The following is a 25,790-nucleotide window of genomic DNA, read 5'->3' on the forward strand; positions in this document are numbered from 1 at the left end:
GCGCGACGCCTGCGACGTCCGCCCCCTGCTCGTCCGCCTGGCCCGCGCCGGGGTCAGACGCATCGAGGGAACCCCGAACGGCCGGGGGAACCAGCCGGCGCGGGCTCCCTCGACGGTCCGGGGATTCCCTCGGAGCGGGGGCGGAGGGTCAGCTGGGCTGGTAGGGGGCGACGACGACCTCGACGCGCTGGAACCCCATGAGGTCCGGGTAGCCGGTGGTCGCCATCGAGCGGCGGAGGGCGCCGATCAGGTTCGCGGTGCCGTCGGCTCCGGTCGCGGGGCCGTAGAGGACCTGCTCCAGGGTCCCGACCGTGCCGACCTGCACGCGGCGGCCGCGCGGGAGCTGCGGGTGGTGCGCCTCCTGGCCCAGTGCCAGCCGCCGCCGGGGGCGTCGGTCGCGCGGGCGAGGGCGGAGCCGAGCATGACGGCGTCGGCGCCGACCGCCACGGCCTTCACGATGTCGCCGGAGGTGCCGAGGCCGCCGTCCGCGATGACGTGCACGTAGCGTCCGCCCGACTCGTCGAGGTAGTCGCGGCGAGCGCCGGCGACGTCGGCCACCGCGGTCGCCATGGGCGCCTGGATGCCGAGGGTCGCGCGCGTCGTCGACGCCGCTCCCCCGCCGAAGCCGACGAGGAACGCCCGCCGCGCCCGTGCGCATGAGGTGCAGCGCCGCGGTGTAGGTCGAGGCCCCGCCGACGATGACGGGGACGTCGAGCTCGTAGATGAACTGCTTGAGGTTCAGCGGCTCGGTGCCGCGCGAGACGTGCTCGGCCGAGACCGTGGTGCCGCGGATGACGAACAGGTCGACTCCCGCGTCGACGACGGTCTGGTAGAGCTCCGCGGTGCGCTGCGGCGAGCGCACCGGCGACGGTGACGCCCGCGGCGCGGATCTCGGCCAGACGGGCGGTCACGAGCTCGGGCTTGATCGGCTCGGAGTAGATCTCCTGCATGCGCTCGGTCGCCCGCTCGGCGGGGAGCTCGCGGATCTCGGCGAGCAGCGGCTCCGGGTCGTACCGCGTCCAGGGCCCTCGAGGTCGAGCACGCCGAGAGCGCCCAGGCGCCCGAGCGTGATCGCCGTGGCCGGCGACACGACGGAGTCCATCGGAGCCGCCAGGATCGGCGTCCGGAACCGGTACGCGTCGATCGTCCAGTCGACCGAGACCACCTCGGGGTCGCGGGTGCGGCGGCTCGGCACGACCGCGATGTCGTCGAAGGCGTACGCGCGGCGAGCGCGCTTGGCGCGCCCGATCTCGATCTCAGTCACGGAGCGAGTTTAGCCGTGCGCTCCCGCCGGGCTCGTCGCCCGACCTCCGGCGCAGCCGCGGCGGGGCCCGCCCGCTCGCTCTGCCCCCTCCCCTCTCGGCGCAGCCGCGGCGGGCGCAGCCGCTCGGCGCTGCCCCACTCACTCCGGCGCAGCCGCGGCGGCGCCTCGCGCCGCTCGCGCTGCGCCGCACGATTCCGCCCCGCAGAACCGCCGCCGACTCCCGGAACGGGGTCGACGGCGGATCGGGATGGCGGCCCCTCCGGTGTGGTGGGCGTATGGGCCGCAGGCCCATCGAGGCAGAGGGGCCGCCATCGCGATCCGACGTCGACCCGCCCCACCAGCAGCACTCAGCGAAGCCGGTAGTTCGGAGCCTCCACCGCCATCTGCACATCGTGCGGGTGCGACTCGCTTCAGCCCCGCCGCCGTGATGCACGAGGACGAACTTGCCGCGCTCGCCCGAGCTCGGTGATGGTGCGCGCTCCCACGTAGAACATCGACTGGCGTAGACCTCCGGCGAGCTGGTAGGCCACGTTGGCGAGCCGCGGACCGCGGTAGGGCACCTGGCCCTCGATGCCCTCGGCGATGAGCTTGTCGTCGGTGGGGACATCGGACTGGAAGTAGCGGTCCTTCGAGTAGGAGGTAGCGCTCGCCGCGGGTCCAGGCAGGGCGCCGAGGGAGCCCATGCCGCGGTAGGTCTTGAACTGCTTGCCGTTCTGGAAGACGAGGTCGCCGGGGCTCTCCTCGCAGCCGGCCAGCAGGGAGCCGAGCATGACGGTGTCGGCGCCGGCGACGAGCGCGTTGGCGATGTCGCCCGAGTACCTGCGATCCGCCGTCCGCGATGACGGGCACGCCCGATTCGCGGGCGGCGAGGGACGCCTCGTACACGGCGGTGACCTGCGGCACGCCGACGCCGGCGACGACGCGGGTGGTGCAGACGGATCCGGGGCCGACTCCGACCTTGATCGCGTCGGCACCCGCGTCGACGAGCGCCTGGGCGTGCCGGAGCGGGTGGCGACGCTGCCGCCGATGACGTCGGCTTCCGCGAAGGCGGTGTCGGACTTCAGCCGGCGGATGATGTCGAGCACGCCGGCCGAGTCGCCGTTGGCGGTGTCGACGACGATGACGTCCACCTCCGGCGTCGAGGAGCGCCGCGCGCTGCCGCGTCGCCGAAGAAGCCGATGGCCGCGCCCACGCGCAGTCGCCCCGCGTCGTCCTTGGTGGCGTTGGGGTACTGCTCCGACTTGTCGAAGTCCTTGACCGTGATGAGCCCGGCGAGCTTGCCCTGCTCGTCGACCAGGGGCAGCTTCTCGATCTTGTGCTGCGCGAAGAGGGCGATGACCCTCGCTTGCCGGGGATGCCGACGCTGCGGCCGGTGATTGAGACCGAGAGCTGGTCATCACGTCGCGCACGAGGGTCGAGGCCTTCTCGAACGGCGAGACGTAGAAGCGCATGTCCCGGTTGGTGATGATGCCCACGAGGACACCGGAGGAGGTCGACGACCGGGAGTCCCGCCGATGCGGTACTTCGCCCGCAGAGGCTCGTCCACCGGGCGACGGATGCGCGTCCGGAGTGGTGGTGACGGGGCTGGAGACCATGCCGGACTCGCTGCGCTTGACCCGGTCGACCTGGTCGGCCTGGTCGGCGATGGAGAGGTTGCGGTGCAGGACGCCGGAGGCCTCCCTGGCGGGCCATGGCGATCGCCATCCGCGCCTCGGTCACCGTGGCCCTGGCGGCAGCCGCGACAGCAGCGGTGTCGCGACGGAGATGCGCTTGGTCAGCCGGGAGGTGGTGTCGGCCTCTGCTTCGGGATGACGGCGTCGGTGTGCCCCGGCAGGAGCATGACGTCGTCGTAGGTGAGTCCGAGGAACTCGAAGGGATCCGGCTGGTCCATCAATGCCCCTTTAACCGGTCGCGGAAGCGGGTGCCCGGGCGGAGGAGGGCATCCGGTCCCGGGGAGCGCGATGCTCAATCTTAAGCGCGCCGCCGGGGCGCGCTCTCATTCCGAGCGGAGACGCGCTGTCACCCGTTCGAGACCGCTGGAGCGCTCTCCGCCCCTCATAATGTGGTCACGCGTCTGTGCCGACGGTGAAACACCGCCGGACACATGCGGAACGTGTGCGTCAACCAACGCCGTTTGACGACGGCTGCTCTGGGCGCGCCCGGAGTCAGCATCCGTCTGTGCGCCCTGACGAGAGGTAAACGTCTTGCTCACAGCTCCCCGTTCGACGCGCCGACAAGCGCTCGACGACCCCGCACCCGACGGACCGGGAGGCGCGCCCCGTGGCGACAGCGAGTCCGTTCGGCGCGCTGCAGCCGCCGGCCTGGCGGCCGGCCTGCTCGCCGCGACCCTCGACCCGGCCCCGCCGCCGCCGCTCCCGCCGCGATGGCCGAGACCACGGCCGACGAGTCCGATCACCTGCCCGGGTCCGCGTCCAGGGCACCAACGAGAACCTCGCCGGAGTCTCCGCCGCGATCGAGGGCGACTCCTCGGCGACGCTGACCACCGGAGCCGACGGCCGCGCGGTCTTCCCGCTGGACGAGCCCGGCAGCTTCACCATCACGGTCGACGAGGACACGCTCCCCGCCGACAAGGGCTACCCGCCGCGGGTCAGAACCCGAAGGAGGTGACGATCGTCGGCTCGCAGAACCAGATCGTCAACTTCATCGTGTCGACCGCGAACGCGAAGGGCACCGGGGCCACCGCCCCGTCCCCTCGGACTCGGCGGCCCCCACCAGCCCGGCGACCGAGGGCACGACGGGCAACGACGCGACGAACCCCGACGGCACCTCCAACGCCGCGAACCAGCCGGTCTCGGCCGACACCTTCTGGATCATCTTCTGGCCCAAGGTCGTCACCGGTCTGATCTTCGGCTCCTCATCGCCCTCGCGGCGATCGGCGCCTCGCTGATCTACGGCGTGACCGGGCTGAACAACTTCGCGCACGGCGAGCTCGTGACCTTCGGCGCACTGATGGCCTACCTCCTCCGGGGTCTTCGGGCCCGGCGCTGCTCGCGATCCCCTCGCGGTGATCCTGGGCGGGGCGTTCGGCTACGTGCAGGACGGCCTGCTGTGGAAGCCGCTGCGGAAGAAGGCATCCAGCTCATCCCGCTGATGATCGTGACGATCGGCCTCTCCCTGGCCCTGCGCTACGTGTACGTCTTCTTCTTCGGCGCCGACCGGCTCTCGCTGCCCAACAGCACCGCTCCGTACTTCACCGATCGACGCCCTCGGCATCAGCCTGAAGTTCACGGACATCGTCGGCGCGGTCGTCGGCATCGTCTGCATCGTCGGAGTCGCCCTGGTGCTGACGAAGACCAAGATCGGCAAGGCCATGCGCGCGGTCTCGGACAACCGGGCCCTCGCCTCCGCCTCCGGCATCAACGTCGAGCGCGTCATCCGCGTCGTCTGGGTGCTGTCGGGAGCCCTCGCTGCTCTGGCGGGCGTGTACATCGGCTACTACCAGTCGCTGCGCTGGGACACCGGGGCGTCGATCCTGCTGCTGATCTTCGCGGCCATCACGCTGGGAGGCCTCGGCTCCGCCTACGGAGCCCTGGTCGGCTCGCTCATCATCGGACTCATGATGAACATCTCGACCGTGTGGATCCCGGAGAACCTCAAGTACGTGGCTCCGCTCATCCTCATGATCATCATCCTCCTGGTCAGGCCGCAGGGAATCCTGGGCCGCAAGGAACGGATCGGCTGGGACACCATGAACCTCAACTTCATCTGGCTGGCGATCGGGCAGATCGTCGATCCCACCGTCGCGGCGTACGCCCTCGCGACGATCGGGCCTGGTCATCCACTCGGATTCACCGGCCTCCTCAACTTCGGACAGGCCGGCTTCATGGCGGTGGGCGGATACGCCTTCGCCATCACCTCGGTCAAGTTCGAGTGGCCCGTCTGGGGCTCCCTGCTCGCGACCATCGTCGCGGCGACCGTGTTCGCGCTCATCCTGGGCATCCCGACGCTGCGGCTGCGGGCCGACTACCTCTCGATCGTGACGATCGCGGCGGCCGAGATCATCCGGCTGTCGGTCAAGACGCCGGAGTTCTGGCGGCCACGGGCGGTTCCGAGGGCATCAACGGAGCGGCTCGGGCCTTCAACGACCTCAACCCGCTGCCCGAGGGCCGCTTCGGACTCGGAGTACTCACCTACAACCAGGACCAGTGGTGGGTCAGGATCGTCGGCTGGGCCTCGTCGGCCTCGCCTGCCTCCTCGTGTTCCTCCTGATGCGCAGCCCCTGGGGCCGCGTCATCAAGGGCATCCGCGAGGACGAGGACGCCGTGCGCTCCCTCGGCAAGAACGTCTTCTCGTACAAGATCCAGGCGCTGGTCCTGGGCGGCGTGCTGGGCGGCCTCGCCGGAGCGCTGTTCATCCTGCCCCGGTCGCTGCAGCCCGACAACTACGGCACCCAGCTGACGTTCTTCCTCTACACGATCATGCTGCTGGGCGGCGCCGCGACGGTCTTCGGACCGGTGGCCGGCTCGATCATCTTCTGGGTCGTCCTCGGTCTCACCGACGGACTGCTCACCCTGGGGATCGACACCGGCGTCCTCAGCAACGACATCATCCGCCTCACGACGGTGCAGACCGGACCCATCCGGTTCATCGTGGTGGGGGTCGCGCTCATGCTCCTGGTGATCTTCCGACCACAGGGGATCTTCGGCAAGAAGAAGGATCTGCACTTTGCCTAAACGCCGGTCTCGGACATCACCGAGGACACCATCGTCCCCGGGGTCAAGAAGGACCCCATCCTGGTCGTCGACAGCGTCAGCCGGCGCTTCGGCGGCCTGACCGCGGTCGACGTCGCGCACGTCGAGATCCCCCGCGGCTCCATCACCGCCCTGATCGGCCCCAACGAGCCGGCAAGACCACGTTCTTCAACCTGCTGACGGGCTTCGACAAGCCCAACACCGGGCGCTGGAACTTCAAGGGCAAGAACCTCGCGAACGTCCCCGCCTACCGGGTGTCCCGGATGGGCATGGTGCGCACCTTCCAGCTCACCAAGGCCCTCGGCGGTATGACGGTGCTCGAGAACATGCTCCTCGGGGCCAAGGGGCAGAAGGGCGAGAACATCTTCACGTCGCTCATCAGGCCGCTGTGGTCGAAGGAGGAGGACACGATCGAGGCGCGCGCGATCAGCCTGCTCGGAGAAGTTCAAGCTGGACACCAAGAAGGACGACTACGCGTCGAGCCTCTCGGGCGGTCGAAGAAGCTCCTCGAGATGGCGCGGGCCCTCATGTCCGAGCCCGAGCTCGTCATGCTCGACGAGCCCATGGCCGGCGTGAACCGGCGGCGCAGTCGCTCCTCGGTCACATCGTGAACCTGAAGGACGAGGGCATGACCGTCCTCTTCGTCGAGCACGACATGCACATGGTCAACACCATCGCCGACTGGGTGATCGTGATGGCCGAGGGCAAGGTCGTCGCGGAGGAGCCCGCCCTCCACCGTGATGAACGACCCGGCCGTCATCGACGCGTACCTCGGCGCCCACCACGACACCGACCTCGGCACCGTCGAGGGACAGCTCGAGATCGCGGAGGAGATGGAGTCGGACCTCGTCCGCGAGGACGTCGAGCGGCAGGCGGAGGAGGCCGGCATCGTGCCGCCCGCCCACCCGGCCACCGCCCCGGCCACCGGCTCCGCGACGACCGCGCACGCCGCGGACGCCGCTCCGACGAGCGATCGCGCCCACCACGGACGCGCCCGCCGTCGACTTCGGAAAGGACGACAAGTGACCGGCAACACCCTCAAGACCACGACCTCCACGCGGGGTACGTGCCGGAAGTCAACATCCTGAACGGCTCGAACGTCTACGTGAAGAAGGGCGAACTGGTCGGCATCATCGGCCCCAACGGAGCGGGCAAATCGACGCTCCTGAAGGCGATGTTCGGGCTGGTGAACATCCGCCAGGGCACCGTGCTGCTCAACGGCGAGGACATCACCGGCATGAAGGCCGGCAAGCTCGTCTCGAAGGGCGTCGGCTTCGTGCCGCAGAACAACAACGTCTTCCCGTCGCTCACCATCGAGGAGAACCTCGAGATGGGCATGTACCAGAAGCCGAAGATGTACCGCCAGCGCCTCGAGTTCGTCACGGAGCTGTTCCCCGAGCTCACCAAGCGGCTCAAGCAGCGCTCGGGATCGCTCTCGGGTGGTGAGCGCCAGATGGTCGCCATGTCGCGCGCGCTGATGATGGATCCGTCGATGCTCCTGCTCGACGAGCCGAGCGCGGGACTGTCGCCGATGCGCCAGGACGAGACGTTCGTCAACGTCCAGCGGATCAACCGGGCCGGCGTCTCGATCGCCGATCTCGTCGAGCAGAACGCCCGCCGCGCTCCTGCAGATCTGCGATCGCGGCTACGTGCTCGATCAGGGGCGCGACGCCTACGAGCGCGGGGCGCGAGCTCATGAACGACCCCAAGGTGATCGAGCTCTACCTGGGCACGCTCGCGACGACCAACGAGGTCACCACGAGCACCCCGGCCGTCGGAGGCTGACGCCTCCGCCGCCGCCGTGGGGCCCGATCGTCCGCCGAGAGGCGACGGCGGAGGACCCTCGTCGTCCCGCGCGAGGAGGCACCGGGTGAGGCGCATCGCCGCGGCCGTCGTGCCCGCCGTGCTGCTGGCGCTGCTCGCGGGCTGCGGCACCTCCCCCTCCGTCCTGCCCGACGGCGTCTCGGTGAGCATCCGGCAGAACCGCGACGACTACGGCCCGCGACGACTCCGAGGTGCTCGTCGCCAGCGGCACCGGTGCCGCGCTGGACGTCTGGGAGGCGCGCCTGGACTCCCCCGCGTTCACCGGCGCCGCGTGGACGGCGAGAGCCCTCGACCGTGCGCGCCGGGACGACGACCGCGCTCCGGCTGCAGCCTGCCGGAACCCGACTGCGGCGGCGACGCCTCCGACGGCCGGATCCGCCTCACCTGGACCACGGCCCGGGCACGTCCGGCACCGCCGTCGTCGTGCCAGGAGGACCCCTTCGCCACTCTGGCCCGGGTCCACGCCGAGGACTGCCTCGCCGAGCGAGTCGCCGAGGTGGTGCGCGTCGAGCCCTCTCGGCCGAGGTGTCCGTGCGGGAGGAGGCGGGCGGGCCCGTCGCGCACCTCGCCTTGACCGTGGTGCCGACCGGCGCGCCGGGATCCGTGCGGATCGAGGAGGTGCGCGGCACGTCCTCCTGCGCCCCGCCTCCGGCGACGTCTGGCCGGTCGGACGGCGGATCGACGCCGACTCGGAGCCGTTCGTGCTCGACCTCGCGATCGTGCCGGTGAACTGCAGCGCACACCGTCTCGGAGGACAAGCGGGGCACGTTCCTCCCCGTCGTCGTCGGTCTCGAGGACGGCGCGGAGGCGCGTGGTCCCGGTCGCGGTGAGCGACGCCGTGCGCGCGGCGCTGTACGACTACATCGCCTCGGACTACTGCGGCTGGAGCTGATCCCGCGTGGTCGCGGACGAGACGGCCGGACGAGGATCTCTCCGCCGCCCCACCCCCCGTCGCGGGGACATCTCAGGGCGACCCTTGCCGTAATTTTGGGGACACGAGACGTCACCCCGGCGGGGCGCGCCGAGCACGATCCTCCTGGTGGGAGGCACGTTCCCGGACGCAGCCCGACGGACGACGCCGCCGCCCCGAGGCGGTGGCCGCCGCCGCTCGACCCCTATCGAAGGAGCCGCGCGTGAAGAGCTACACCCCCGCCCCCGTCGCCCTCGGCGCGTCCTTCGGCACCGGTGCGATCGGCGACTACGAGCGCTGGTCGGTCGTGGGCGTGTACGCGCAGGTCGTCGTCGCCGAGACCCCGAGCGGCAAGCGCCGCAGCTACAGCCGTTCGTTCGTCACGTACCGCCTGGTCCAGGAGGCCGAGCTGCTGCGCGCCTCCTAGGCCGCACCACCCGCTCCACCCGCACCACCCCTCGAGCGCGCGTCCCCGTCAGGCGGACGCGCGCCAGATTCGGTCGGCAGGATGATGGCGGCCGGGCGGCTCCCCGCGATGCTCTGCAGCAGGAGCCGCACCATCTCGGCGCTGATGCGGCCGAAGGGCTGGCGCATGGTCGTCAGTGCGGGCTCCGTGGACAGGGCCACGCTCGAGTCGTCGAAGCCGCCCACGGCGACGTCCTCGGGCACTCGGCGGCCCGCCGCAGCGGGGCGTCGATCGCGCCGGCGGCCATCCCGGTCGTTCGCCGCGAAGACGGCGTCGACGTCGGGCCGGGCCTGCAGGAGCTCGGTCATCGCCGCATCGCCGCTGGACCGGCTGTAGCGGTCGCCGTAGCGCACGAGGGACTCGTCGTACTCCTCGCCGAGCTCGCGGCGGTAGGCCGCCAGGCGCACGAGGCCCCCCGGCAGGTCGGAGGCCCGGCGATCGTGGCGACGCGGGTGCGCCCGCGGGGCGAGGTGGGCGATCTCGCGGGCCCCCTCCTCGTCGTCCGCGGCGACGTAGCCCATCCGCTTCTCGTAGCCCAGCGGGATGCCGCAGGCGATGGCGAGGACGGCGAGGTCCTGGATCTCGCGGAGGAGCTGCTGCCCGCCGTGGGCGGAGGCCAGCAGCACGCCGTCCACGTGCCCGGCGCCGAGGTAGGCGAGGGCCCGCTCTGCTCGGCCGTGCTGCCGGCCATGATCAGCACGAGCGAGACGTCGCGCTCGGCGAGCTCGGCGACGCCTTCCGGGTCAGCAGGGTCAGTTCCGGGTCCTCGAACAGCAGCTGGTGCTCCTCGGTGAGGAGGAAGGCCACCAGGGTTCGTTGCGGTTCGTGGCGAGGCTGCGCGCGTGCGGATTGACGCGGTAGCCGGTCTTCTTGATCGCCGTCTCGACGGCGGTCTTCGCATCCAGGCTGACCCGCGCACGCCGTTGGACGCGCGACACCGTTCCGCAGGGCGCAAACTCAGCGCGACGTGCTCGATCGTCGGTCTCTGGCGGCCGGAGGCGGTGGTCACCCGGCCAGCAGGTCGGCTCCTCCGCCGCCCGCGGCTCGCCGACGATCACGCCTTCACCGCCACGGCGGCGAATGGACGATAGACCGCTGCGCGGGACCAGTCCTTGATCAGCGGGATGACCGAGCAGGGCTCCGGTGATGACCAGCGTGTAGAGCGGCAGGCCTGCAGGTAGCGCCCTGGTTCAGCGGCGTTGCGTTCAGACCCACCGTCAGGGGGAACAGCTCGTCGTTGCCGAGCATGATGTACGGCAGCATGAAGTTGTTCCAGATGGCCACGAACTGGAGGAAGATCGTCGAGGCCCGGGAGCAGCATCGGCGTCGCGATGCGGGTGAAGATAATACGCTCCTTGGCGCCCTCGGTGCGGGCCGCCTCGATCACGTCGGTCGGCACGGCCGCGGCCGGTGATCCGGGCCAGGTAGATGCCGGGGACGATCTGCGGCAGGACGCGCCAGAAGGTGTTCGTGAGCCCGACGTTCGCGAGCAGGAAGTACTGCGGGATCGCGAGGATCACGCCGGGCACGAGCACGCCCATCAGCAGGACGTTGAAGACGACCTTCTTGCCCGGGAACTCGAACTTCGCGAGCACGTAGCCCGAGAGCGCGGAGATCAGGTCGAGGCGATCGCGCCGAGCCCGGCGTAGAGCGCGGTGTTCAGCATCCAGCGCCAGAACAGCCCGTCGCGGTACGGACAGCACGGCGATGTTGTCGATGAGGTGCGTGCTGGGCGCGAGTGAAGGTCGGGGAACAGCTCTCCGCCGTCCTTCGTCGACGCCGCGGGACACCCCGAGGCGGGGAAGAGGCGGTAGATCGCGCCGACGAGGAGGATCCCGGTCGAGATCGCGCTCGGCCGCTCGCGGTGCGCGAGGGCGAGAGCGGGACGAAGCGCCGCGGGGGCGGTGGTGCCGAGGCGGGGGGCGACGGTGGTCATGGATCAGTCCTCCTGTCCGAAGGCTCGCTTCTGCTGACCCCGGAGGAAGAGGAAGGAGACGATGAAGGTGGCGAGGGCGATCACGACGGAGGTCGCCGCGGCGGAGTAGATGTCGTCGCGGGTGAACGCGTCGCGGTAGACGAGCATGAGCGAGGACCAGCTCGTCGAGAAGCTGTTGGTCAGCGGGCGCAGCGGTGGTCGGCTCGGCGAACACCTGCAGGGTCGCGACCATCGAGAACAGCGCGGTCATCACCAGCGCAGGCGCGGATCGGGATCTTGATGCGCAGGGCGATCTGCACCTCGCTGGCACCGTCGATCCTGGCGGCCTCGTAGATGTCCGTCGGCACAGCCTTGAGCGAGGTGTAGATGACGATCATGTTGAAGCCGACACCGCCCCAGAGCGCGATGTTCGCGATACCGGTGACGGCGCCGGAGGAGAACAGGCTCGAGGCGTCCCAGCCGATCCGCTCGAAGACGTAGTAGAAGGGGCTGACCGCGGGCAGGTAGAGGAAGCCCCAGAGCGGCTGGCTGATCACGGGCACCGCGTAGGGCAGGAAGATCGAGATCCGCGAGAAGCCGACGGCGCGCGTGCGCTGCGAGTCGAGCAGCAGCGCGAACAGCAGGGCCAGCCCGAGCATGCACGGGATCAGGATGAGCCCGTAGAGCAGGACGCGTCCGACGCTCGCGGCGAACTCGGGGTCCGACAGCGCGGACACATGGACGCCGACGCCGGCGAACACCTGCTTCTGGGCGCCCGATCCCAGGCCCAGACCCGCTGACCTGGCGCTTCTGGAAGCTGAGGAAGAGCATTGGAGCGATGGGTGCCGCCATGAAGGCGACGAAGAAGGCACGATGCCGGGAGCGAGCATCGCGTAGGGGATGCCGACCCGCGAGCGCCAGCCGGAGCGGCCGGAGCGGCGGGCGGCGGGGCGGCTCGAGCGGTTCGACGAGACGCGCCGTCCGGTGCTCGGGTGATCGTGGGAGCGGTCATCGCTGGTCCTCGTCCTGCTTGCTGGGGTGGTCTGCGCGTGCAGTGGCGATGCCGCTGCACGGGAGAAATGGTGCGGAGGCGGGGCCGGGGACCCCGCCTCCGTCACCGTCAGTTCACGGAGAAGCCGCTGGAGACGAGGTCGTCCGTCGTGATCGACTGCATCGCCTCGACCGCCTCGACGAAGGCCTGGCGGGTCTTCGCGTCGGCCGCCTTGGCGAACTCGTCGTTGTAGGCGCTGAACGCGACGTTCACGTTCGGGCCGTAGGTGAAGCTCGAGACCGTGTCGGCCGCCTCCGACGCGATGTCGTAGAAGTCGGCCTGCTGGCTGCCGAACTCGGAGCGGTCGTCGGCGCGGGTCGCGGCTTCGGTGGCGGCCGGGTATGCCGCACCCGAGATGTCGGCCAGAGCGGCGACGGCCTCGGGGTCGCTGTTCAGCCAGGTGGCGAACTCGACCGCGGCCTCGACTTCGTGGTCGGACTGCGTCGTGACGGCCGTGCTCGAGCCGCCCCAGTTGCCGTTCGAGGGGGCGGAGGCGTCCCACTGCGGGAACTTCGCCGCGGTCCAGAGACCGGCGGTGTCGGCGCCGAGGACGCCGGGCGCCCAGACCAGCTGATCCAGCCGACCTGCGAGCCGTCGTTCAGACCGGCGTTCCACTCGGGCGTGTACATCGGCTTGTTGTCGATGGCGCCCTCCTCGACGAAGACCGCCCCAGTAGTCGGCGACCTGCTCGGTCGGGCCGGCGTCGATGTCGACGCCCAGCTCTGGTCCTCGATGGACCGCAGGAGGCGCCGGCCTGCTGCGCAGGCCGGTGAACCAGCCCGCGTCGTTCGCCGAGAACGTGCCGAGGTACTTCGACGGGTCGGCCGCGTGGACGGCGCGCGCCACCTCGGCGTACTCGTCCCAGGTGGTCGGCACCGCGAGGCCGAGGCTGTCGAGGATGTCGGTGCGGTAGTAGGCCATCATCGGGCCGGAGTCCGCACGGGATCGCGTAGCGCGTCGCCGCCGAGGGTGACCGAGTTCCAGACGCCGTCGAAGTACTCGCCGGCCAGGTCGTCCGACACGGAGCCGGAGATGTCGGCGAGCGCGTCCGGGGAGACGAGCGTCGGGATCTTCTGGTACTCGGCCTGGATCGGGTCCGGAGCGCCGCTGCCGGCCTTGATCGCGGTGAACAGCTTGGTGATGGCGGGGTCCCCGCCGTCCTGCTGTTCACCGGTGACCTGGATGTCGAGGTTCTCGTTCCAGATGTCGACGACCTGCTCGAGGTTCGGGCAAGGCCCAGTAGTTCGGGGTCACGGGTCCGGACTCGCCGGCGTCGCCGGATGCGGTGCAGCCGGTCCAGGGTCAGGGCGGCGGCGGCCGCGGTCGCGATGGCGGCCCTGCGGAGTGATGTGCGCATTCGTCCTCCTTGTCAAAGTGCTGTGTGGTGGTGGTGCACAGCTCCGACGAGGGATGGACGACGGTGTACCTGTGAGCGGTTACAGTTACACATACGGAACCGGGGACTGTCAGCATCGACGGATTGCGCGGATTCGAAGACGGCTTCCAGGCCGGCTAACGCTTCCGGTCGGCCGGTCTGTCCACGTGCTAGAACTGGGAGCGCACACAGTTCGAAGGAGATCTCCGCATGACCCACCGCCCCCAGCTCCCCCGTCGCCGACGCGGTCGCGGAGGCCCCCGCGCCGCCGTGCTCGGCCGCCCCGGCAGCGCCCTCCTCGGCGGCCGCTCCGAGATCCGCTACGGCGGCGACTACAACCCCGAGCAGTGGCCGCGCGAGGTGTGGGACGAGGACATCGCCGTGCATGCGCAGCGCCGGGGTGAACCTCGTCAGCATCGGCATCTTCCTGCGTGGGCGCTGCTCGAGCCCCGTGGTGGCGAACAGTACGACTTCTCGTTCCTCGACGAGCTGATCCGGCTGCTGCACGCGGCCGGCATCGGCGTCGACCTCGCGACGCCGACCGCCGCGCCCCCCGCCTGGTTTCTGGAAGAAGTACCCGGAGGCCCGTCCCGTCACCCGCGAGGGCGTCACGCTGGGCTGGGGCTCGCGCGGCATGGTGAGCCCGAGCTCGCCCGAGTACCGCGCCGCCTGCGTCGCGCTGACCGAGCGCCTCGCCGAGCGCTACGCCGCCCACCCCGCGGTCGTGCTTCTGGCACGTCCACAGCGAGTACTGGCGCCCCGATCAGCGAGGACTGCTCCGAAGTACAGCGTCCGCGCGTTCCGCACGTGGCTCCAGCGCCGCTACGGCACGCTCGACGCGCTCAACTCCGCCTGGGGCACGCTCTTCTGGGGCCAGGTCTGCGGGGAGTGGGACGAGATCGACGCGCGCGCGCGTCTCGGCGAGCACCGTCAACCAGACGCAGCGGCTCGACTTCGCCCAGGTTCACCTCCGACGCCCTGCTCGAGTGCTTCCGCGCCGAGCGCGGCGCTGATCAAGCGCTGTCGCGCCAGGACACCCCGTCACCACGAACTTCATGGCGACGAACTGCCCCTCGGTCGACCTCTGGAAGTGGAGCGAGGAGGTGGACATCGTCGCCAACGACCACTACCTCGTGGCCGAGCTGCTCTGCGCGACAACCACGTCCTGCTCGCGCTCGACGCCGACCTCGCCCGCTCGGCGCTGGCCGGCGGCGCCCCGTGGATCTGATGGAGCACTCCACCTCGGCCGTCAACTGGCAGCCGCTGCAACATCGCCAAGCGCCCCGGCGGGCTCGCCCGCAGCGGCGTGAGCCACCTCGCGCAGTGCCGATGCGATCCTGTACTTCCAGTTCCGCGCCTCGCGCTACGGCGCCAAGAAGTTCCGCTCGGCCGATGCTGCCGCCCCGCCGGAGTGGGCAGCCGCGTGTGGAAGGAGGTCGTCGCCCTCGGCGACGAGCTGGCCGGGCTCGGCGAGGATCCTCGGCTCCCGGGTGCGCGCCGTTGCCGCGATCACTCTGGGACTGGGAGTCGTTCTGGGCCCAGGACCTCGAAGTGGCGGCCGTCGGTCGTGACTCGAGCACCCGCACCGGGCGCCGTGATCGCGCACTACTACCGAGCTCTGGCGCCGCGGCGCGGGCGTGGACTTCGCGCACCCGCACGCCGATCTCTCCTCCTACGGCAGCATCGTCCTGGCGCCGGCGCTGTACCTCGTCGACGAGGCCGTCGAAGCGCAGGCCGTCGAGGGCTATGTCCGCGGGGGCGGCACGTTTCGTCGCCTCGTACTTCTCGGGCGTCGTCGACCAGAACGACGCCGTGCGCGCGGGCGGCGCTCCGGCGCCTTCCGCGAGGTCCTCGGAGTGGCCGTGCCCGAGTTCCTGCCGCTGCACGCCGACGAGACCGTCGCGCTGAGCACCGGCGCCTCGGCGTCCGGCTGGGCCGAAGGGCTCGGTGCTCGAGGGCGCGGACTGCGGTCGCGGACTACATCGACGAGGCCCGCGGCAGGCGGTCCGGCCGTGACGCGCCACGGATGATGCAGATCCGGTCGCTCCTGAAGTGCGTGTCGACCCGGGTCTCGGGCGACGATCTCGGCGCGATCGTGGAGGACGCGCTCCGCGACGCCGGCATCGAGGCCCGCCTCTCTCCCGAGGGCCTCGGGGACCGTGACGCGTGTCGGGGAGGACGCCGAGTACGCGTTCTTCCTGAACCACTCCGGCGACGACGTGCTCGTCGACGCGGCGGGCGATGGAGCTGCTGACGGGGGCGGAGGCGGCCGGAACATTGACGGTGCCCGCCGGCGCGGTCCGGGTCGGTGCGCCGGCCGCGCTGACGCCCCGCGATCGGGAGGGCGCCCCTCGGACCTCGGTCCGGAGGGCGCCCTCGTGTGTCCGAGGTGCGCTCAGCAGGCGCCGTACCGGCCGAAGGCGCCCGCACCATCCGCAGGGCTTCGCACCGTCTGCAGGGCCCCGCACCGTCTGCGAGCACGTCGCACCGTCTGCAGGCCTTCGCTCGGTGTGCAGGGCATCGAGCCGAGACAGCCATTCCGCCGCGGGCGACGGCGACCGGGATCCCCTGCAGATCGCGCAGCCACCCCTCCCGCCGAGACCGGAGCCGATCCGGAGCCGGCCGCCCCTCCCGCGCACGCAGGGGCCCGGTCCGAAGACCGAAGCCCCCCTCCCCGCGTCGACCAGGGTCGTGTCACCGTGGTGCTGCTACTCGGGCGAGCCGTCGACGGTAGTCTCCTCGAACGAGGTGACGTTGCCGGCGGAGTACTTGTAGATGGACACCGACGCCTCGCTCGGGTCGCCGTTCGTCCGGAATGAGATCGGGCCGGAGAGACCGTTGTAGTCGATGTCCTCATCGTCGGCGAGCAAGTCCGCGCAGTCCGCGTAGGTGGTGCACTCCATGCCCTCCTTCGAGACCGACTCGAGGTTGTCGCGGATGGTCGCGCCGTCCGTCGCTCCACCCTGCAGCGCCGCGAGGGCGAGCAGGACGGTGGCGTCGTAGGACTCCAGGGCGTAGCTGAACACCGTCAGCGGGTCGTTGCCCTGCTCCTCGACGAGGGCCTGGAGGTTCGACTGGAACTCCTCCGACGCCTGGACGCCCGGGTTGGTGAACTGGGCGCCGGCGATGTCGACGTTGGTGTCCGACTCGCCGATGACGCCGTAGTTGCCGTTGATGCCGTAGAGCTTCGAAGTCGAAGCCCTTCGCCGCGAGCTGCTCCGCGATCGTCTTGATCTCGTCGAACGAGATCACGACGAACGCGTCGAGTCGGGGCGAGCACGGTGGTCAGAGCCGAGTTGAAGCCGAGTCGTCGAGGCGGGCTCGAAGATGCTCTTCCTCCGCGGCGACGGTGGCTCCGCCGGCCTCGAGGGTCTCCTTGATGTTCTTCTGGAGACCGGTGCCGTGGGCGTCGTTCATGTACAGGATCGAGACGTTGGTCTTGCCGTCGCCCAGGATGTTGCCGAGGATGCGTCCCTGGAGCACGTCCGAGGGAGCGGTGCGCCAGTAGTAGCCGTCGTCCTCGTACGTGGTGAAGTCGGGCGAGGTGTTGGCCGGCGAGACCTGCACGACGCCACCTGGGTCACCTGGTCGATGAAGGTCTTCGACACACCGGACGACGCCGCGCCGATGATGGCGGAGACGCCGTCGGCGATGAGCAGGTGGCGGACTGCGTCGCGATGTCGGTCGACGTGTCTCCAGTCCTTCGGCTCGACCTCGATCGAGGAGCCGGCAGCGGCCTCGTTGATGTCGGCGACCGCGAGGTCGACGCCGGCGGGCGCGGGCGGGCCGAGGACGGCCAGCGTCCCGGTCTGCGGCAGGATCGCGCCGATCTTGAGGAGGTCGCCCGATGCGCCGCCGTCGGTGCCCGCGTCGCCGTCTCCGCCGCCGCTGGCGCAGCCGGCGAGGACGAGTGCGCTGGCGCCCAGGATGGCGACACCGCCGAGGTTGCCCGGAGGGACCGTGCGCGAGCCGAACCGGCCTTCGCGTAAACGCCCATGTTGCTCCTTGAGAGTGATTGTCGTCAGAGCGGTGCCGGAGGCAACCGCTCGGCAAACGTAACAGCGAGCCGTGAACAATACAAGGGTGTTACGAATGGATTTCGCGACCTGATCGTTACTTCCGGTCGCAGCAACCGCTCTCAACGACGTTATCCGTCGTTCCACGCCACCAGACGGCGCCTCCGCCGCTCTGCCGCGACGAGGTCGACTGAGAAGATCGCCAGGGCCGCCCAGACCGGCCCGAAGCCGAGCCAGCGCTCGGGCGGCATCTCCTCGCCCAGCACGAACGCACCGACGAGGAACTGGAGGAACGGCGTCAGGTACTGGATGAATCCGACGATCGAGAGCGGGAGGCGGCGCGCGGCCCCCGCGAACAGCAGCAGGGGCACGGCGGTCACGATGCCCGCCGACGCGAGGATCAGCGCGTGCCCGGTCCCCTCCGTGCCGAAGGTCAGCCCGACCAGCGAGCCGACCACATGCACGATCGCGAGCGAGAGTCAGCCACAGCGTCTCGAGCGTCAGCCCGGCGACGGCGTCGATCCGGCCGCCCACCCGGCTCTTCACGAGCCCGTAGAAGCCGAACGAGAAGGCGAGGGCGAGAGGCGAGACCCACGGGGTAACGCTCCGTACCCCACGGCGATGACCAGCACGGCCACGGCGCTGATCGCCATCGCGATCCACTGCGCCGGGCGCAGGCGCTCCCGCAGCACGAGGACGCCCAGCAGCACCGTGACGAGCGGGTTCATGAAGTAGCCCAGCGCCGCCTCGATCACGTGGCCGGTCGTCGTCGCGATTGGCGTGCGTACCTGCCAGTTGACGTAGATCAGCACTCCCGCGAGAGCCATGACGCCCAGGAGCCGCGGCTCGCGGAAGAGACCGAGGAACCCGGCCCAGCTGCGGGTGACGCTCAGCAGGATCAGGCAGAAGACGAGCGAGAAGAGCACGCGGAACGCGACGATCTCGAACAGAGGAGGCGGGCGCCATCGCGATGAAGTAGAGCGGCATCGCGCCCCACGGCAGGTAGGCGCCGAAGCCGAACCAGAGCCCGGTGGTCGACAGACCGCGCTGCGGACCCCGAGCCGGGGGCAGCGCCTCGGCGCTCGCCGCGCGGCCGCGTCGGCGGCGGTCGCCCGGGTGCTCGCGGGGGTCTGGTCGGAGGGGTGCGGGAGGCGGACACCCCTCCGATGCTACGCACGGCCGGAGCGGCGCGACCGCGCGGAACGGTCATCCGGGGCCCCGATCAGGCCACCGGTCGGAAGGGGGACCGACCGGGGTCGACGAAGGGCCCGGCGACCGAGGTCGCCGGAGCGCTTCGTCGTGATGCGTCCTAGCCCGGACGACGACCGCGAGGACGTCGCGCACCGAGAGGACCAGCAGGTCCTCGCCCGAGAACTTGACCTCGGTTCCGCCGTACTTGGAGTAGATGACCTTGTCACCCACGGCGACGTCCAGGGGGACGCGGTTGCCGGCGGTGTCGTCGATGCGGCCGGGGCCCACGGCGACGACTTCACCCTCCTGCGGCTTCTCCTTGGCGGTGTCGGGGATGACGAGACCGGAAGCGGTCACCTGCTCCGCCTCGACCTGCTTGATGACGATGCGATCTTCGAGCGGCTTGATGGACACCGACACGGTTGACCTCTTTCTTGACGACGATGTGGCGGAGCGCGGTTCTGGCACACACGCTCCGAGAGTGCTAGATCCACTGTAGAGGCTGTGCTGGCACTCGTGCAATCAGAGTGCCAAGCCGGGCGGCGCGATCGCTCGGGGCGAGTGGCCTAGCATGGCGGGATGCACCGCGACGAGCTGGTCGAGCTCCTCTCCCCCGAGGGGCTCCGGCTCCTCGTACTCCCTCGACGGGTACCGCTCGGACGACCTCGTGCGCGCGGTCGCGGCGCTGCGCTCCGCAGGCCGCTCGCTTCCGCCCTGGTCTCGGGGGTCCTCACCTTGCAGTCGCGGCTGCGCGAGAAGGCCCGCGGCAAGTTCGGCGAGTTCGCCGCGCTCGATGCTCTTCACGGACGCGGGCCTCGAGCGGGCCACGCGGCTCCGGGTCGCCGCCCTGCACGCGGGCCGGTACGCCGGCGCCGGAGCGGCGGGGGATCGCCGGCCTCGGCAACTGCGGCATCTGGCGGCGGCCGCCCTCGCCCTCGCCGCGATCGACCTCGAGAGTGACGGCCGTCGACGCGGACGAGGTCACCGCCGCCCTGGCCGAGCTTCGACCTGGCCCCGTTCCCCTCGGCGCGCCGCGGTGCACGGCGACGCCGAGACCTTCGCCTTCGACCTCGAGGGCTACGACGCCGTCTACCTCGATCCGGCGCGGCGCACCGGCCGCCGCGAGACGGCGCGCCTGGACGACCCCGACGACTACTCCCCTCGCTCGCCTTCGCCTTCGGCCTCGCCGAGCGCCTGCCCGTCGGCGTCAAGGTGGGTCCCGGCTTCGATCGCGAGCGGATCCCGCGCGACGCGGAGGCCGAGTGGGTGTCGGTGGACGGCGACCTGGTCGAGACCGGCCTCTGGTTCGGCGCTCTCGCGCGCGTCCCGGCGTCCGCCGCTCCGCCCTGCTCCTCGGCGCCCACGGGGCAGCCGAGCCCGGCCGCGGCCGCGGACTCCGACGACGAGGAGGTCGGCGACCTCGGCGCCTACGTGCACGAGCCCGACGGCTCCGCGATCCGCGCACGCCTCCTCGGCGAGCTGGCCCGCTCCAGCGGCTCGCGAATGCTCTCCCCCGGCATCGCCTACCTCACCGGCGACGAGCCCGCCTCCTCCGCCGTTCCTGCGCAGCTTCCGCGTGCTGGCCGAGCTTCCGCTGGACGAGCGGACCCTGGCGAAGGAGCTGCGCGGACGCGGGATCGGCGCCGTGCTCGAGATCAAGAAGCGCGGGGTCGACGTCGATCCGGCGCGGTTCCGCCAGAAGCTCGGGCTGTCCGGCCGGGGCAGCGCGGTGCTCATCCTGACGCGCGTGCAGGGCCGCCACCGCGCATTGCTGGCCGAGCGCGTCGCCTGAGCGGTCGGCTCTAGGGCCTGTTGGACAGGAGATCGCCGTCGCGAGCACGGCCTGGTCGTGCGAGAGCTGCAGGAAGGAAGCCGAAGGTCGATGCGGGCATCGACCGAGGGTTCCGACGCCGCAGATCGTGCGATCGGGCCGAGCTGGAGCTACGCGAGATCGTGTTCAGCAGGCTCTAGGAGTTCGCCGCTCGATCGCCACCACGAGGATCACCACGGTGAACGGCGAGGTAGATCAGCGAGACGACGATTCCGGCGAGACCGGTGATGATCGCCGCCAGGGCGAACCCGCGGGCGGCGGGCTCCCGGCGCCGCCGGAGACCCCGAGCACCACAGCGGGCGCCGAGAGGACGAAGCCGAAGCCCCAGACGAACACCGTGATGACCAGGCCCGCGATGCCGGGGATCATGCCGACGATGCTGAGCGTCTTCGGGGCGGTGGGAAAGGCGGGGGCGCGGACGCGTACGCAGGCGGCGCGGCCGCCGTCCGCATACGCAGGCGGCCGGCCCGAGGGCGATCCGTAGTCCGGGGCGTCCGACGGGCCGGGAGCCGGCCGGGACTCCGTAGGCGGGCCCCGGGGCGCGAGGAGGACGGCGGCGCCGGCGGGGCGGGAGGGATCGGCGGCACGGGCGGGACGGGGACGGTGGCGGACGCTCCTCGGAGCCGGGCGCGGCGCTGTCGTTCATGGCGCCGAGTCTATCCGGCACCCGTCGGAGACCTCGGGCGGGCAGATACCCGTCGGAACGCAGGCCGCCGACGAAGGCGGTGTAGGCGAGGTACGCGACGACGGCGAGTATCACGACCAGGTAGCCCAGCGCGAAGCCGGCGATCGCCGGACCGCGTCCGCGCGCTGGCCTGGCTGCCGGGCCTGGGCGAAGCCGCACGTGGCCGAGCACGATCGCCGCGGGTGCGAGACCGAGGATCCCGCAGAGCAGTGCGGCGACCCGCGAGGCCGTTGAGCGGCGTCCGCGGACGAAGACCACCCGGGAAGCCGGGGTGCGGATCCGCGGAGCCCGCCGGCGGCGGGTAGGCCGCCGACGGTGCTCCCGTGGGAGGGGCGAACGGGAGAGGGGTGCCGGGTCACCGGCGACCGCCCCGGCGGACTCGTCGTTCACGTGCTCTCCCCCTCGCGCGGCTCCGTCCAGCCTAGGGTCCCCGAGGGACCGGCCGTCGTCAGTACTCCGACATCGGGACGGTGGCCAGCGCGGCGAAGAAGAGGACTCCGACGATGACTCCGAGGATCAGGGCGGCGAAGCCGATGACGATCGCGGCGATCGCGAGGCCGCGTCCCTTCTCCCCCGTGCGCTTGATCTGCGACAGGGCGATGAAGCCGAGGACGATCCCGACGACGGAGACGAAGAACGAGGCGATGAAGCCGATGATCGCCAGGATGTTGTAGCGATCGGTGGTCGGCGTGTACGGAGTGGTCATGGGATCCCCTTGATCAGGAACGGCAGGAGAGGCCAGCGTGGCAGGGCGCCGAGCACGCTGTCAAAGGCTGAGCGCCGCTTGCAGAGCGCCGGATCCCGACTGGTGGACCTGGATCTCGGTGACCGGCAGGGTCGAGTCGGCACTGAAGTCGAGACTCGAGGGTGCGCGACCGGCCCGGATGAGCTGGGCGGCGAGCGCCGCGATCATCGCCCCGTTGTCGGTGCAGAGCGAGAGCGCCGGGATGCGCAGCTGGACTCGCCGCGTCGCAGCGCTCCTGCGCGAGGCGCGGACCAGGGCGTTCGCGACCACTCCGCCGCCCAGGAGGAGCCGCGGCACGTCCCGGTCGCGGCACGCCGCGATCGCCTTCGTCAGCAGCACGTCGGCGACCGCCTCGCGGAAGCTCGCCGCCACATCGGCGATCGGCACCTCCTCGCCCGCGTCCTGGCGCTTCTCCACCAGCGGGCGACGGCGGTCTTGAGCCCGGAGAACGAGAGTCGTAGCGGTGGCGCTCGAGGTCCTTCGGCAGGCTGAGCCCGCGCGGGAAGCGGATGGCGCGCGGATCGCCGAGAGCGGCCACCCGGTCGATCTGCGGGCCGCCCGGATAGGGCAGGCCGAGCACGCGCGCGACCTTGTCGAACGCCTCCCCCGCCGCGTCGTCGATGGTCTCCCAGGGAGTCGACGTCCGACACCAGGTCGCGCACGTGCAGGAGCGATGTGTGACCGCCCGAGACCAGCAGTGCGATCGTGGGCACCTCGACCGGGCTGCCATCGCTGCCGTCGGCCCGCAGCACGTCGGCCCCGACGTGGCCGACCAGGTGGTTCACGGCGTGCGGGGCTTCCAGTGAGACGGCGAGCGCCTTGCGCCGCCCCCACGCCGACCATCAGCGCGCCGGACAGGCCCGGGCCGCTGGTGACGGCGATCGCGTCGAGGTCCTCGAGGGCGACGCCGGCCTCGGCGAGGGCCGTGCGGAGCGTGGGCTCGAGCGCCTCCGGGTGGGCGCGCGCGGCGACCTCCGGCACCACTCCGCCGTAGCGCGCGTGCTCGTCCATCGACGAGGCGATGGTGTTGGCGAGCAGCGTGGTGCCGCGGACGATGCCGATCCCCGTCTCGTCGCGGCTGGTCTCGATCCCGAGGACGAGCGGTCCGGCGCTCATGCGGTCTCCTCCGTCGCCCGCGCGAGTGGGGCGCGCATCACGATCGCGTCCACTCCGTCGGGCTGGTAGTAGGCGGGGCGGACCCCGATCTCGTCGAAGCCCTCCGATCGGTAGAGGGTCTGCGCCCCGGGGTTGTCCGCGCGGACCTCGAGGAACGCCTCGCGGGCGCGCGCGCGCGCGCCTCGGCGAGCGGGGCGCCTAGCAGGCGCCGCCCGAGTCCGCGGCGCCGGGCGGAGGCGAGGACCGCGATCTCCGGACGTCCCCCTCGTGGGCGCCGCGCGGGCAGAGCAGCCCGGCATACCCCGTGACGACTCCGTCGTCCTCCGCGACGAGGTAGTGCGTGTGGGCGCTGCGGATCTCCTCCGCCATCATCGTGCGCGACCAGGCGTCGCTCGTGAACTCCGACTCCTCGATCGCCATGATCGCGTCGAGGTCCGCCGGCACGGCCCTGCGCAGCTGTGCGCTCACGCCGTCACCCGCTTGGGCCCGTCCGACAGCGTCACATCGGGCGAGCGGAGGTAGAGGGGCTCGTCGGCCGCAGGGGCCCGGCCCGCCGCACGGCCGAGCGCGGCGACGGCCCCCAGTGCCGCGGCCGACACGGACGCGGCCTCGAGCCGGGGAAGCTCGGGGAAGGGCAGCGACCCGGGCTTGCCAATCCCGGGCCGTCGATGCGCACGGGAGCCCTGCTCGTCGAGTCCCGCGTAGGCGCTCCAGTAGAGCTCGCGGCGGCGGGCGTCGGTGACGACCAGGAACCCGGGGTTCCCGTCCCTCGCGCAGCGCCGCCAGGGCGAGGGCGTCGTGCGACACGACCGGCAGCGCGGGGACGCCGCGGCCGAAGGCGAAGGCGCGCGCGGCGGCGATCCCGACCCGCAGGCCGTGAAGGGTCCGGGACCCATGCCGACCGCGACGGCCCCGATGTCGGCGCTGGTCGCGCCCGCGGCGGCGAGAGACTCCTGGATCAGTCGGCCGACGACCTCGGCGTGCCGCATGGTGTCGCTCTCCGAGCGCTCGGAGAGGACGGCGCCCCGGTCGTCGACGACGGCGACGGAGGTTCCGGAGGAGGTGTCGATCGCGAGCAGCACCCTGACAGGGTACCCGCGCGGCTCAGCACCCAGCGGGTGCCGCGGAAGCGGACCGTCCGCGGCTCGATCGGCTCCTCGCCCTCCGCGGCGTCGGACCCGGCGGTCGGGCGCTCGATGACGATGTCGAGCCACGACTCCGCGACTCCGTCGAGCAGCCCGGCACCCCACTCCACGACGACGACGGAGTGCTCGAGATCGAGGTCGAGGTCGTCCAGCTCGACCGCCGAGCCCACGCGGTAGGCGTCGACGTGCACGAGCGGCGGGCCGTCGTGCAGGGGCGGATGCGTGCGCGCGATCACGAAGGTCGGGCTCGTCACGGGCCCGCGGACGTCAGGCCCTCCCCCAGTCCCCGCGTGAACGTGGTCTTGCCCGCGCCGAGCGGTCCGGTGAGCACCAGCAGATCGCCGGCGCGGAGCGAGCCGGCCGAGCTCGCGGCCGAGCTCCTCCATCTCCTCCGGATCCGCGACCTCCACGGTGCGGTCGGCGAACGAGGCGCGGTCGGTGAACGAAGCGCGGTCGCCGGACCGGCCGCGCTCAGCCACGATCGCCGCCGAGCACCCGGCGCTGCACGCGCCCGCCGACCCGGGTCACGAGCTCGTAGTTGATCGTGCCGCACCAGCGCGCCCACTCGTCGACCGAGGGGACGCCGGTCGTCGGGTCGCCCCACAGGGTGACGGCGTCGCCGGCCTCGACCGGGGTGTCGCCCACGTCGACGACGAACTGGTCCATGGCCACCCGACCGGCGATGCGGTGGCGGCGTCCGCGGATGTGCACCTCGGCGACTCCGGAGGCGCTGCGCGGGATGCCGTCGGCGTAGCCGAACGGGATGAGCGCGAGCCCGGTCGCGGCATCGGCGCGGTAGGTGTAGTCGTAGCTGACGCCGACGCCCTCGTCGACGCGCCGGACGCCCGCGACGCGCCCTGCAGCGTCATCGCCGGGACGAGGCCGAGCTCGAGCGACGTCTCGTCGTCGAAGGGCGAGAGGCCGTACGCCCCGATGCCGACGCGGACCATGTCGCGCCGCGCCTCCGGGATCCGCAGCGACCGGCGGACGCCGCGAGATGCACGAGGGGTGCTGCGACGCCGCGCTCGCGCAGCAGCGCCTCTCCGCGGGCCAGGACCGCGAGCTGGGCGAGGTCCTCCTCGCGCGACGTGTTCGGAGGTGCGAGAACACCCCCGTCAGATGCAGGACGCCGCGCGCGGTGTGCCGCGCGAGAGCCTCGGCGAGCTCGGGCCACTCCTGCTCCGGAGCGCCGTTGCGGCTGAGACCGGTGTCGGCTTCAGTTGCACCGCCGCGCGCGCCGCGGTCCTCGGCGGCCTGGGCGAGCGCGTCGAGCTGGGCGAGCGAGGAGACGCCGACGTCGACGCCGTGCTCGACCGCCGCGTCGAAGTCCTCGCCGGGGTCGTGCAGCCAGCAGAGCAGCGGAGCGAGGACCCCGCCTCGCGCAGGGCGACCGCCTCGCGGAGGTCCGCCGTGCCGAGCGCATCGGCCCCGCCCGCGAGCGCCGCCTGCGCGGCCGCGAGCGCTCCGTGGCCGAAGGCGTTGGCCTTCACGACCACCATCAGCCGACGAGCACCCGTCAGCTCCCGCATCCGCCCCACGTTCCG

At 71.5% G+C, this 25,790-nt stretch carries 25 protein-coding genes and 16 pseudogenes; 15 read left to right on the forward strand and 26 right to left on the reverse strand.

Annotated features, from left to right (window positions below; genetic code table 11):
* Window positions 1-148: 148 nt before the first annotated feature.
* The 4 genes and pseudogenes from AC0CII_RS08770 to AC0CII_RS08785 form a co-directional block, all read right to left on the reverse strand.
* Window positions 149-1,264, reverse strand: a pseudogene (locus AC0CII_RS08770) (GuaB3 family IMP dehydrogenase-related protein).
* Between the two features lie 410 nt (window positions 1,265-1,674).
* A complete protein-coding gene (locus AC0CII_RS08775) occupies window positions 1,675-2,034 on the reverse strand; it encodes an IMP dehydrogenase (RefSeq protein ID WP_465229284.1) in 360 nt (119 codons plus the stop codon).
* Window positions 2,035-2,137: 103 nt separating this feature from the next.
* Window positions 2,138-2,227, reverse strand: a pseudogene (locus AC0CII_RS08780) (IMP dehydrogenase); the annotation flags it as partial.
* A 92-nt stretch (window positions 2,228-2,319) separates the two neighbouring features.
* Window positions 2,320-2,928: pseudogene (locus AC0CII_RS08785) on the reverse strand (IMP dehydrogenase); the annotation flags it as partial.
* Between the two features lie 616 nt (window positions 2,929-3,544).
* On the opposite strand from AC0CII_RS08785, the gene AC0CII_RS08790 reads away from it, so the two are divergent.
* From AC0CII_RS08790 to AC0CII_RS08825, 8 genes and pseudogenes are all read left to right on the forward strand, one after another.
* Window positions 3,545-3,892: a hypothetical protein gene (locus AC0CII_RS08790; protein WP_465229182.1), complete on the forward strand. Its 348-nt coding sequence runs from the start codon at window positions 3,545-3,547 to the stop codon at window positions 3,890-3,892.
* The gene (locus AC0CII_RS08795; protein ID WP_465229183.1) at window positions 3,889-4,128 is read left to right on the forward strand and encodes a hypothetical protein; all 240 of its coding nucleotides are present in this window, start codon (window positions 3,889-3,891) and stop codon (window positions 4,126-4,128) included. The genes AC0CII_RS08790 and AC0CII_RS08795 overlap by 4 nt, the downstream gene beginning before the upstream one ends.
* A 374-nt stretch (window positions 4,129-4,502) precedes the next feature.
* Window positions 4,503-4,907: pseudogene (locus AC0CII_RS08800) on the forward strand (branched-chain amino acid ABC transporter permease); the annotation flags it as partial.
* Between the two features lie 66 nt (window positions 4,908-4,973).
* Window positions 4,974-5,958: pseudogene (locus AC0CII_RS08805) on the forward strand (branched-chain amino acid ABC transporter permease).
* Window positions 5,959-6,185: 227 nt separating this feature from the next.
* Window positions 6,186-6,587, forward strand: a pseudogene (locus tag AC0CII_RS08810) (ATP-binding cassette domain-containing protein); the annotation flags it as partial.
* A gap of 455 nt (window positions 6,588-7,042) precedes the next feature.
* Window positions 7,043-7,761: pseudogene (locus tag AC0CII_RS08815) on the forward strand (ABC transporter ATP-binding protein).
* A gap of 85 nt (window positions 7,762-7,846) precedes the next feature.
* On the forward strand, window positions 7,847-8,374 hold the full coding sequence (locus tag AC0CII_RS08820; protein WP_465229184.1) for a hypothetical protein: 528 nt from the start codon (window positions 7,847-7,849) through the stop codon (window positions 8,372-8,374).
* A gap of 559 nt (window positions 8,375-8,933) precedes the next feature.
* Complete coding sequence (locus tag AC0CII_RS08825; protein ID WP_465229185.1) at window positions 8,934-9,137, forward strand: hypothetical protein; 204 nt, start codon at window positions 8,934-8,936, stop codon at window positions 9,135-9,137.
* Here AC0CII_RS08825 and AC0CII_RS08830 read toward each other — a convergent pair.
* Window positions 9,134-9,802: a substrate-binding domain-containing protein gene (locus AC0CII_RS08830; protein ID WP_465229186.1), complete on the reverse strand. Its 669-nt coding sequence runs from the start codon at window positions 9,800-9,802 to the stop codon at window positions 9,134-9,136. The genes AC0CII_RS08825 and AC0CII_RS08830 overlap by 4 nt on opposite strands.
* A gap of 216 nt (window positions 9,803-10,018) precedes the next feature.
* Between AC0CII_RS08830 and AC0CII_RS08835 the strand changes: the two genes are divergently transcribed.
* Complete coding sequence (locus tag AC0CII_RS08835) at window positions 10,019-10,267, forward strand: hypothetical protein (protein WP_465229187.1); 249 nt, start codon at window positions 10,019-10,021, stop codon at window positions 10,265-10,267.
* 25 nt (window positions 10,268-10,292) lie between these two features.
* Here AC0CII_RS08835 and AC0CII_RS08840 read toward each other — a convergent pair whose 3' ends face one another.
* The 7 genes and pseudogenes from AC0CII_RS08840 to AC0CII_RS08870 form a co-directional block, all read right to left on the reverse strand.
* A complete protein-coding gene (locus tag AC0CII_RS08840) occupies window positions 10,293-10,439 on the reverse strand; it encodes a hypothetical protein (RefSeq protein ID WP_465229188.1) in 147 nt (48 codons plus the stop codon).
* A complete protein-coding gene (locus AC0CII_RS08845) occupies window positions 10,394-10,879 on the reverse strand; it encodes a hypothetical protein (protein ID WP_465229190.1) in 486 nt (161 codons plus the stop codon). The genes AC0CII_RS08840 and AC0CII_RS08845 overlap by 46 nt, the downstream gene beginning before the upstream one ends.
* Window positions 10,792-11,112 carry a hypothetical protein gene (locus AC0CII_RS08850; RefSeq protein WP_465229191.1) on the reverse strand — a complete coding sequence of 107 codons (321 nt, stop codon included), beginning with the start codon at window positions 11,110-11,112 and terminating at the stop codon, window positions 10,792-10,794. Before AC0CII_RS08850 ends, AC0CII_RS08845 begins: the two co-directional genes overlap by 88 nt.
* Before the next feature lie 3 nt (window positions 11,113-11,115).
* The gene (locus AC0CII_RS08855) at window positions 11,116-11,259 is read right to left on the reverse strand and encodes a hypothetical protein (RefSeq protein ID WP_465229192.1); all 144 of its coding nucleotides are present in this window, start codon (window positions 11,257-11,259) and stop codon (window positions 11,116-11,118) included.
* Window positions 11,260-11,291: 32 nt separating this feature from the next.
* Window positions 11,292-12,209, reverse strand: coding sequence for a carbohydrate ABC transporter permease (locus tag AC0CII_RS08860; RefSeq protein ID WP_465229193.1), 918 nt, complete (start codon window positions 12,207-12,209; stop codon window positions 11,292-11,294).
* Between the two features lie 2 nt (window positions 12,210-12,211).
* Window positions 12,212-13,066, reverse strand: a complete 855-nt coding sequence (locus AC0CII_RS08865) for an extracellular solute-binding protein (protein ID WP_465229194.1) — start codon at window positions 13,064-13,066, stop codon at window positions 12,212-12,214.
* Between the two features lie 110 nt (window positions 13,067-13,176).
* Window positions 13,177-13,347, reverse strand: a pseudogene (locus tag AC0CII_RS08870) (sugar ABC transporter substrate-binding protein); the annotation flags it as partial.
* Between the two features lie 380 nt (window positions 13,348-13,727).
* Here AC0CII_RS08870 and AC0CII_RS08875 point away from each other — a divergent pair.
* From AC0CII_RS08875 to AC0CII_RS08895, 5 genes and pseudogenes are all read left to right on the forward strand, one after another.
* Window positions 13,728-14,006: pseudogene (locus AC0CII_RS08875) on the forward strand (beta-galactosidase); the annotation flags it as partial.
* A gap of 121 nt (window positions 14,007-14,127) precedes the next feature.
* A pseudogene (locus tag AC0CII_RS08880) lies at window positions 14,128-14,394 on the forward strand (beta-galactosidase); the annotation flags it as partial.
* 178 nt (window positions 14,395-14,572) lie between these two features.
* Window positions 14,573-14,827: a hypothetical protein gene (locus AC0CII_RS08885; protein ID WP_465229195.1), complete on the forward strand. Its 255-nt coding sequence runs from the start codon at window positions 14,573-14,575 to the stop codon at window positions 14,825-14,827.
* Window positions 14,828-15,154: 327 nt separating this feature from the next.
* The gene (locus AC0CII_RS08890; RefSeq protein WP_465229196.1) at window positions 15,155-15,547 is read left to right on the forward strand and encodes a beta-galactosidase trimerization domain-containing protein; all 393 of its coding nucleotides are present in this window, start codon (window positions 15,155-15,157) and stop codon (window positions 15,545-15,547) included.
* The gene (locus AC0CII_RS08895; protein WP_465229197.1) at window positions 15,544-15,771 is read left to right on the forward strand and encodes a hypothetical protein; all 228 of its coding nucleotides are present in this window, start codon (window positions 15,544-15,546) and stop codon (window positions 15,769-15,771) included. The genes AC0CII_RS08890 and AC0CII_RS08895 overlap by 4 nt, the downstream gene beginning before the upstream one ends.
* A 454-nt stretch (window positions 15,772-16,225) precedes the next feature.
* Here the strand turns inward: AC0CII_RS08895 and AC0CII_RS08900 are convergent, their stop codons facing one another.
* From AC0CII_RS08900 to groES, 5 genes and pseudogenes are all read right to left on the reverse strand, one after another.
* Window positions 16,226-16,693 (reverse strand): hypothetical protein, encoded by a 468-nt coding sequence (locus AC0CII_RS08900; protein WP_465229285.1) that lies wholly within the window; start codon window positions 16,691-16,693, stop codon window positions 16,226-16,228.
* Between the two features lie 109 nt (window positions 16,694-16,802).
* Window positions 16,803-17,084 carry a hypothetical protein gene (locus AC0CII_RS08905; RefSeq protein WP_465229306.1) on the reverse strand — a complete coding sequence of 94 codons (282 nt, stop codon included), beginning with the start codon at window positions 17,082-17,084 and terminating at the stop codon, window positions 16,803-16,805.
* A 68-nt stretch (window positions 17,085-17,152) separates the two neighbouring features.
* Window positions 17,153-17,680: pseudogene (locus tag AC0CII_RS08910) on the reverse strand (hypothetical protein); the annotation flags it as partial.
* A pseudogene (gene rarD / locus AC0CII_RS08915) lies at window positions 17,665-18,604 on the reverse strand (EamA family transporter RarD). The pseudogenes rarD and AC0CII_RS08910, both read right to left, overlap by 16 nt.
* 243 nt (window positions 18,605-18,847) lie before the next feature.
* Window positions 18,848-19,144 (reverse strand): annotated as a pseudogene (groES, locus tag AC0CII_RS08920) (co-chaperone GroES); the annotation flags it as partial.
* Between the two features lie 151 nt (window positions 19,145-19,295).
* Here groES and AC0CII_RS08925 point away from each other — a divergent pair.
* Window positions 19,296-20,516: a THUMP-like domain-containing protein gene (locus tag AC0CII_RS08925; protein ID WP_465229198.1), complete on the forward strand. Its 1,221-nt coding sequence runs from the start codon at window positions 19,296-19,298 to the stop codon at window positions 20,514-20,516.
* A gap of 175 nt (window positions 20,517-20,691) precedes the next feature.
* Here AC0CII_RS08925 and AC0CII_RS08930 read toward each other — a convergent pair whose 3' ends face one another.
* From AC0CII_RS08930 to AC0CII_RS08970, 9 genes and pseudogenes are all read right to left on the reverse strand, one after another.
* A complete protein-coding gene (locus tag AC0CII_RS08930; protein WP_465229199.1) occupies window positions 20,692-21,630 on the reverse strand; it encodes a DUF4190 domain-containing protein in 939 nt (312 codons plus the stop codon).
* Between the two features lie 58 nt (window positions 21,631-21,688).
* Window positions 21,689-21,946: a DUF4190 domain-containing protein gene (locus AC0CII_RS08935; RefSeq protein WP_207403148.1), complete on the reverse strand. Its 258-nt coding sequence runs from the start codon at window positions 21,944-21,946 to the stop codon at window positions 21,689-21,691.
* A gap of 60 nt (window positions 21,947-22,006) precedes the next feature.
* Window positions 22,007-23,101 (reverse strand): annotated as a pseudogene (gene tsaD, locus AC0CII_RS08940) (tRNA (adenosine(37)-N6)-threonylcarbamoyltransferase complex transferase subunit TsaD).
* A 198-nt stretch (window positions 23,102-23,299) separates the two neighbouring features.
* Window positions 23,300-23,569 carry a GNAT family protein gene (locus AC0CII_RS08945; RefSeq protein ID WP_465229200.1) on the reverse strand — a complete coding sequence of 90 codons (270 nt, stop codon included), beginning with the start codon at window positions 23,567-23,569 and terminating at the stop codon, window positions 23,300-23,302.
* Entirely contained in the window at window positions 23,566-24,090 is a 525-nt protein-coding gene (locus tag AC0CII_RS08950) for a tRNA (adenosine(37)-N6)-threonylcarbamoyltransferase complex dimerization subunit type 1 TsaB (RefSeq protein ID WP_465229201.1), read from the reverse strand. The genes AC0CII_RS08945 and AC0CII_RS08950 overlap by 4 nt, the downstream gene beginning before the upstream one ends.
* Window positions 24,060-24,584: pseudogene (locus AC0CII_RS08955) on the reverse strand (tRNA (adenosine(37)-N6)-threonylcarbamoyltransferase complex ATPase subunit type 1 TsaE); the annotation flags it as partial. The gene AC0CII_RS08950 and the pseudogene AC0CII_RS08955, both read right to left, overlap by 31 nt.
* The gene (locus tag AC0CII_RS08960) at window positions 24,497-24,811 is read right to left on the reverse strand and encodes a tRNA (adenosine(37)-N6)-threonylcarbamoyltransferase complex ATPase subunit type 1 TsaE (protein WP_465229202.1); all 315 of its coding nucleotides are present in this window, start codon (window positions 24,809-24,811) and stop codon (window positions 24,497-24,499) included. The pseudogene AC0CII_RS08955 and the gene AC0CII_RS08960, both read right to left, overlap by 88 nt.
* Window positions 24,718-25,356, reverse strand: a complete 639-nt coding sequence (locus tag AC0CII_RS08965; protein ID WP_465229286.1) for an alanine racemase — start codon at window positions 25,354-25,356, stop codon at window positions 24,718-24,720. The genes AC0CII_RS08960 and AC0CII_RS08965 overlap by 94 nt, the downstream gene beginning before the upstream one ends.
* Window positions 25,339-25,775, reverse strand: a pseudogene (locus AC0CII_RS08970) (alanine racemase); the annotation flags it as partial. The pseudogene AC0CII_RS08970 and the gene AC0CII_RS08965, both read right to left, overlap by 18 nt.
* Window positions 25,776-25,790: the final 15 nt, after the last annotated feature.

The organism is Rathayibacter sp. AC182, from assembly GCF_979253875.1.

Coding starts and splice junctions, on each gene's coding strand:
- AC0CII_RS08775 (WP_465229284.1), bottom strand. CDS start 2,034: ATGCTCGGCTCCCTGCTGGCCGGCTGCGAGGAGAGCCCCGGCGACCTC.
- AC0CII_RS08840 (WP_465229188.1), bottom strand. CDS start 10,439: ATGCTGCCGTACATCATGCTCGGCAACGACGAGCTGTTCCCCCTGACG.
- AC0CII_RS08850 (WP_465229191.1), bottom strand. CDS start 11,112: ATGACCACCGTCGCCCCCCGCCTCGGCACCACCGCCCCCGCGGCGCTT.
- AC0CII_RS08855 (WP_465229192.1), bottom strand. CDS start 11,259: ATGCTCGTCTACCGCGACGCGTTCACCCGCGACGACATCTACTCCGCC.
- AC0CII_RS08865 (WP_465229194.1), bottom strand. CDS start 13,066: ATGATGGCCTACTACCGCACCGACATCCTCGACAGCCTCGGCCTCGCG.
- AC0CII_RS08885 (WP_465229195.1), top strand. CDS start 14,573: ATGGCGACGAACTGCCCCTCGGTCGACCTCTGGAAGTGGAGCGAGGAG.
- AC0CII_RS08895 (WP_465229197.1), top strand. CDS start 15,544: ATGATGCAGATCCGGTCGCTCCTGAAGTGCGTGTCGACCCGGGTCTCG.
- AC0CII_RS08925 (WP_465229198.1), top strand. CDS start 19,296: ATGGCGGGATGCACCGCGACGAGCTGGTCGAGCTCCTCTCCCCCGAGG.
- AC0CII_RS08935 (WP_207403148.1), bottom strand. CDS start 21,946: ATGACCACTCCGTACACGCCGACCACCGATCGCTACAACATCCTGGCG.
- AC0CII_RS08950 (WP_465229201.1), bottom strand. CDS start 24,090: ATGCGGCACGCCGAGGTCGTCGGCCGACTGATCCAGGAGTCTCTCGCC.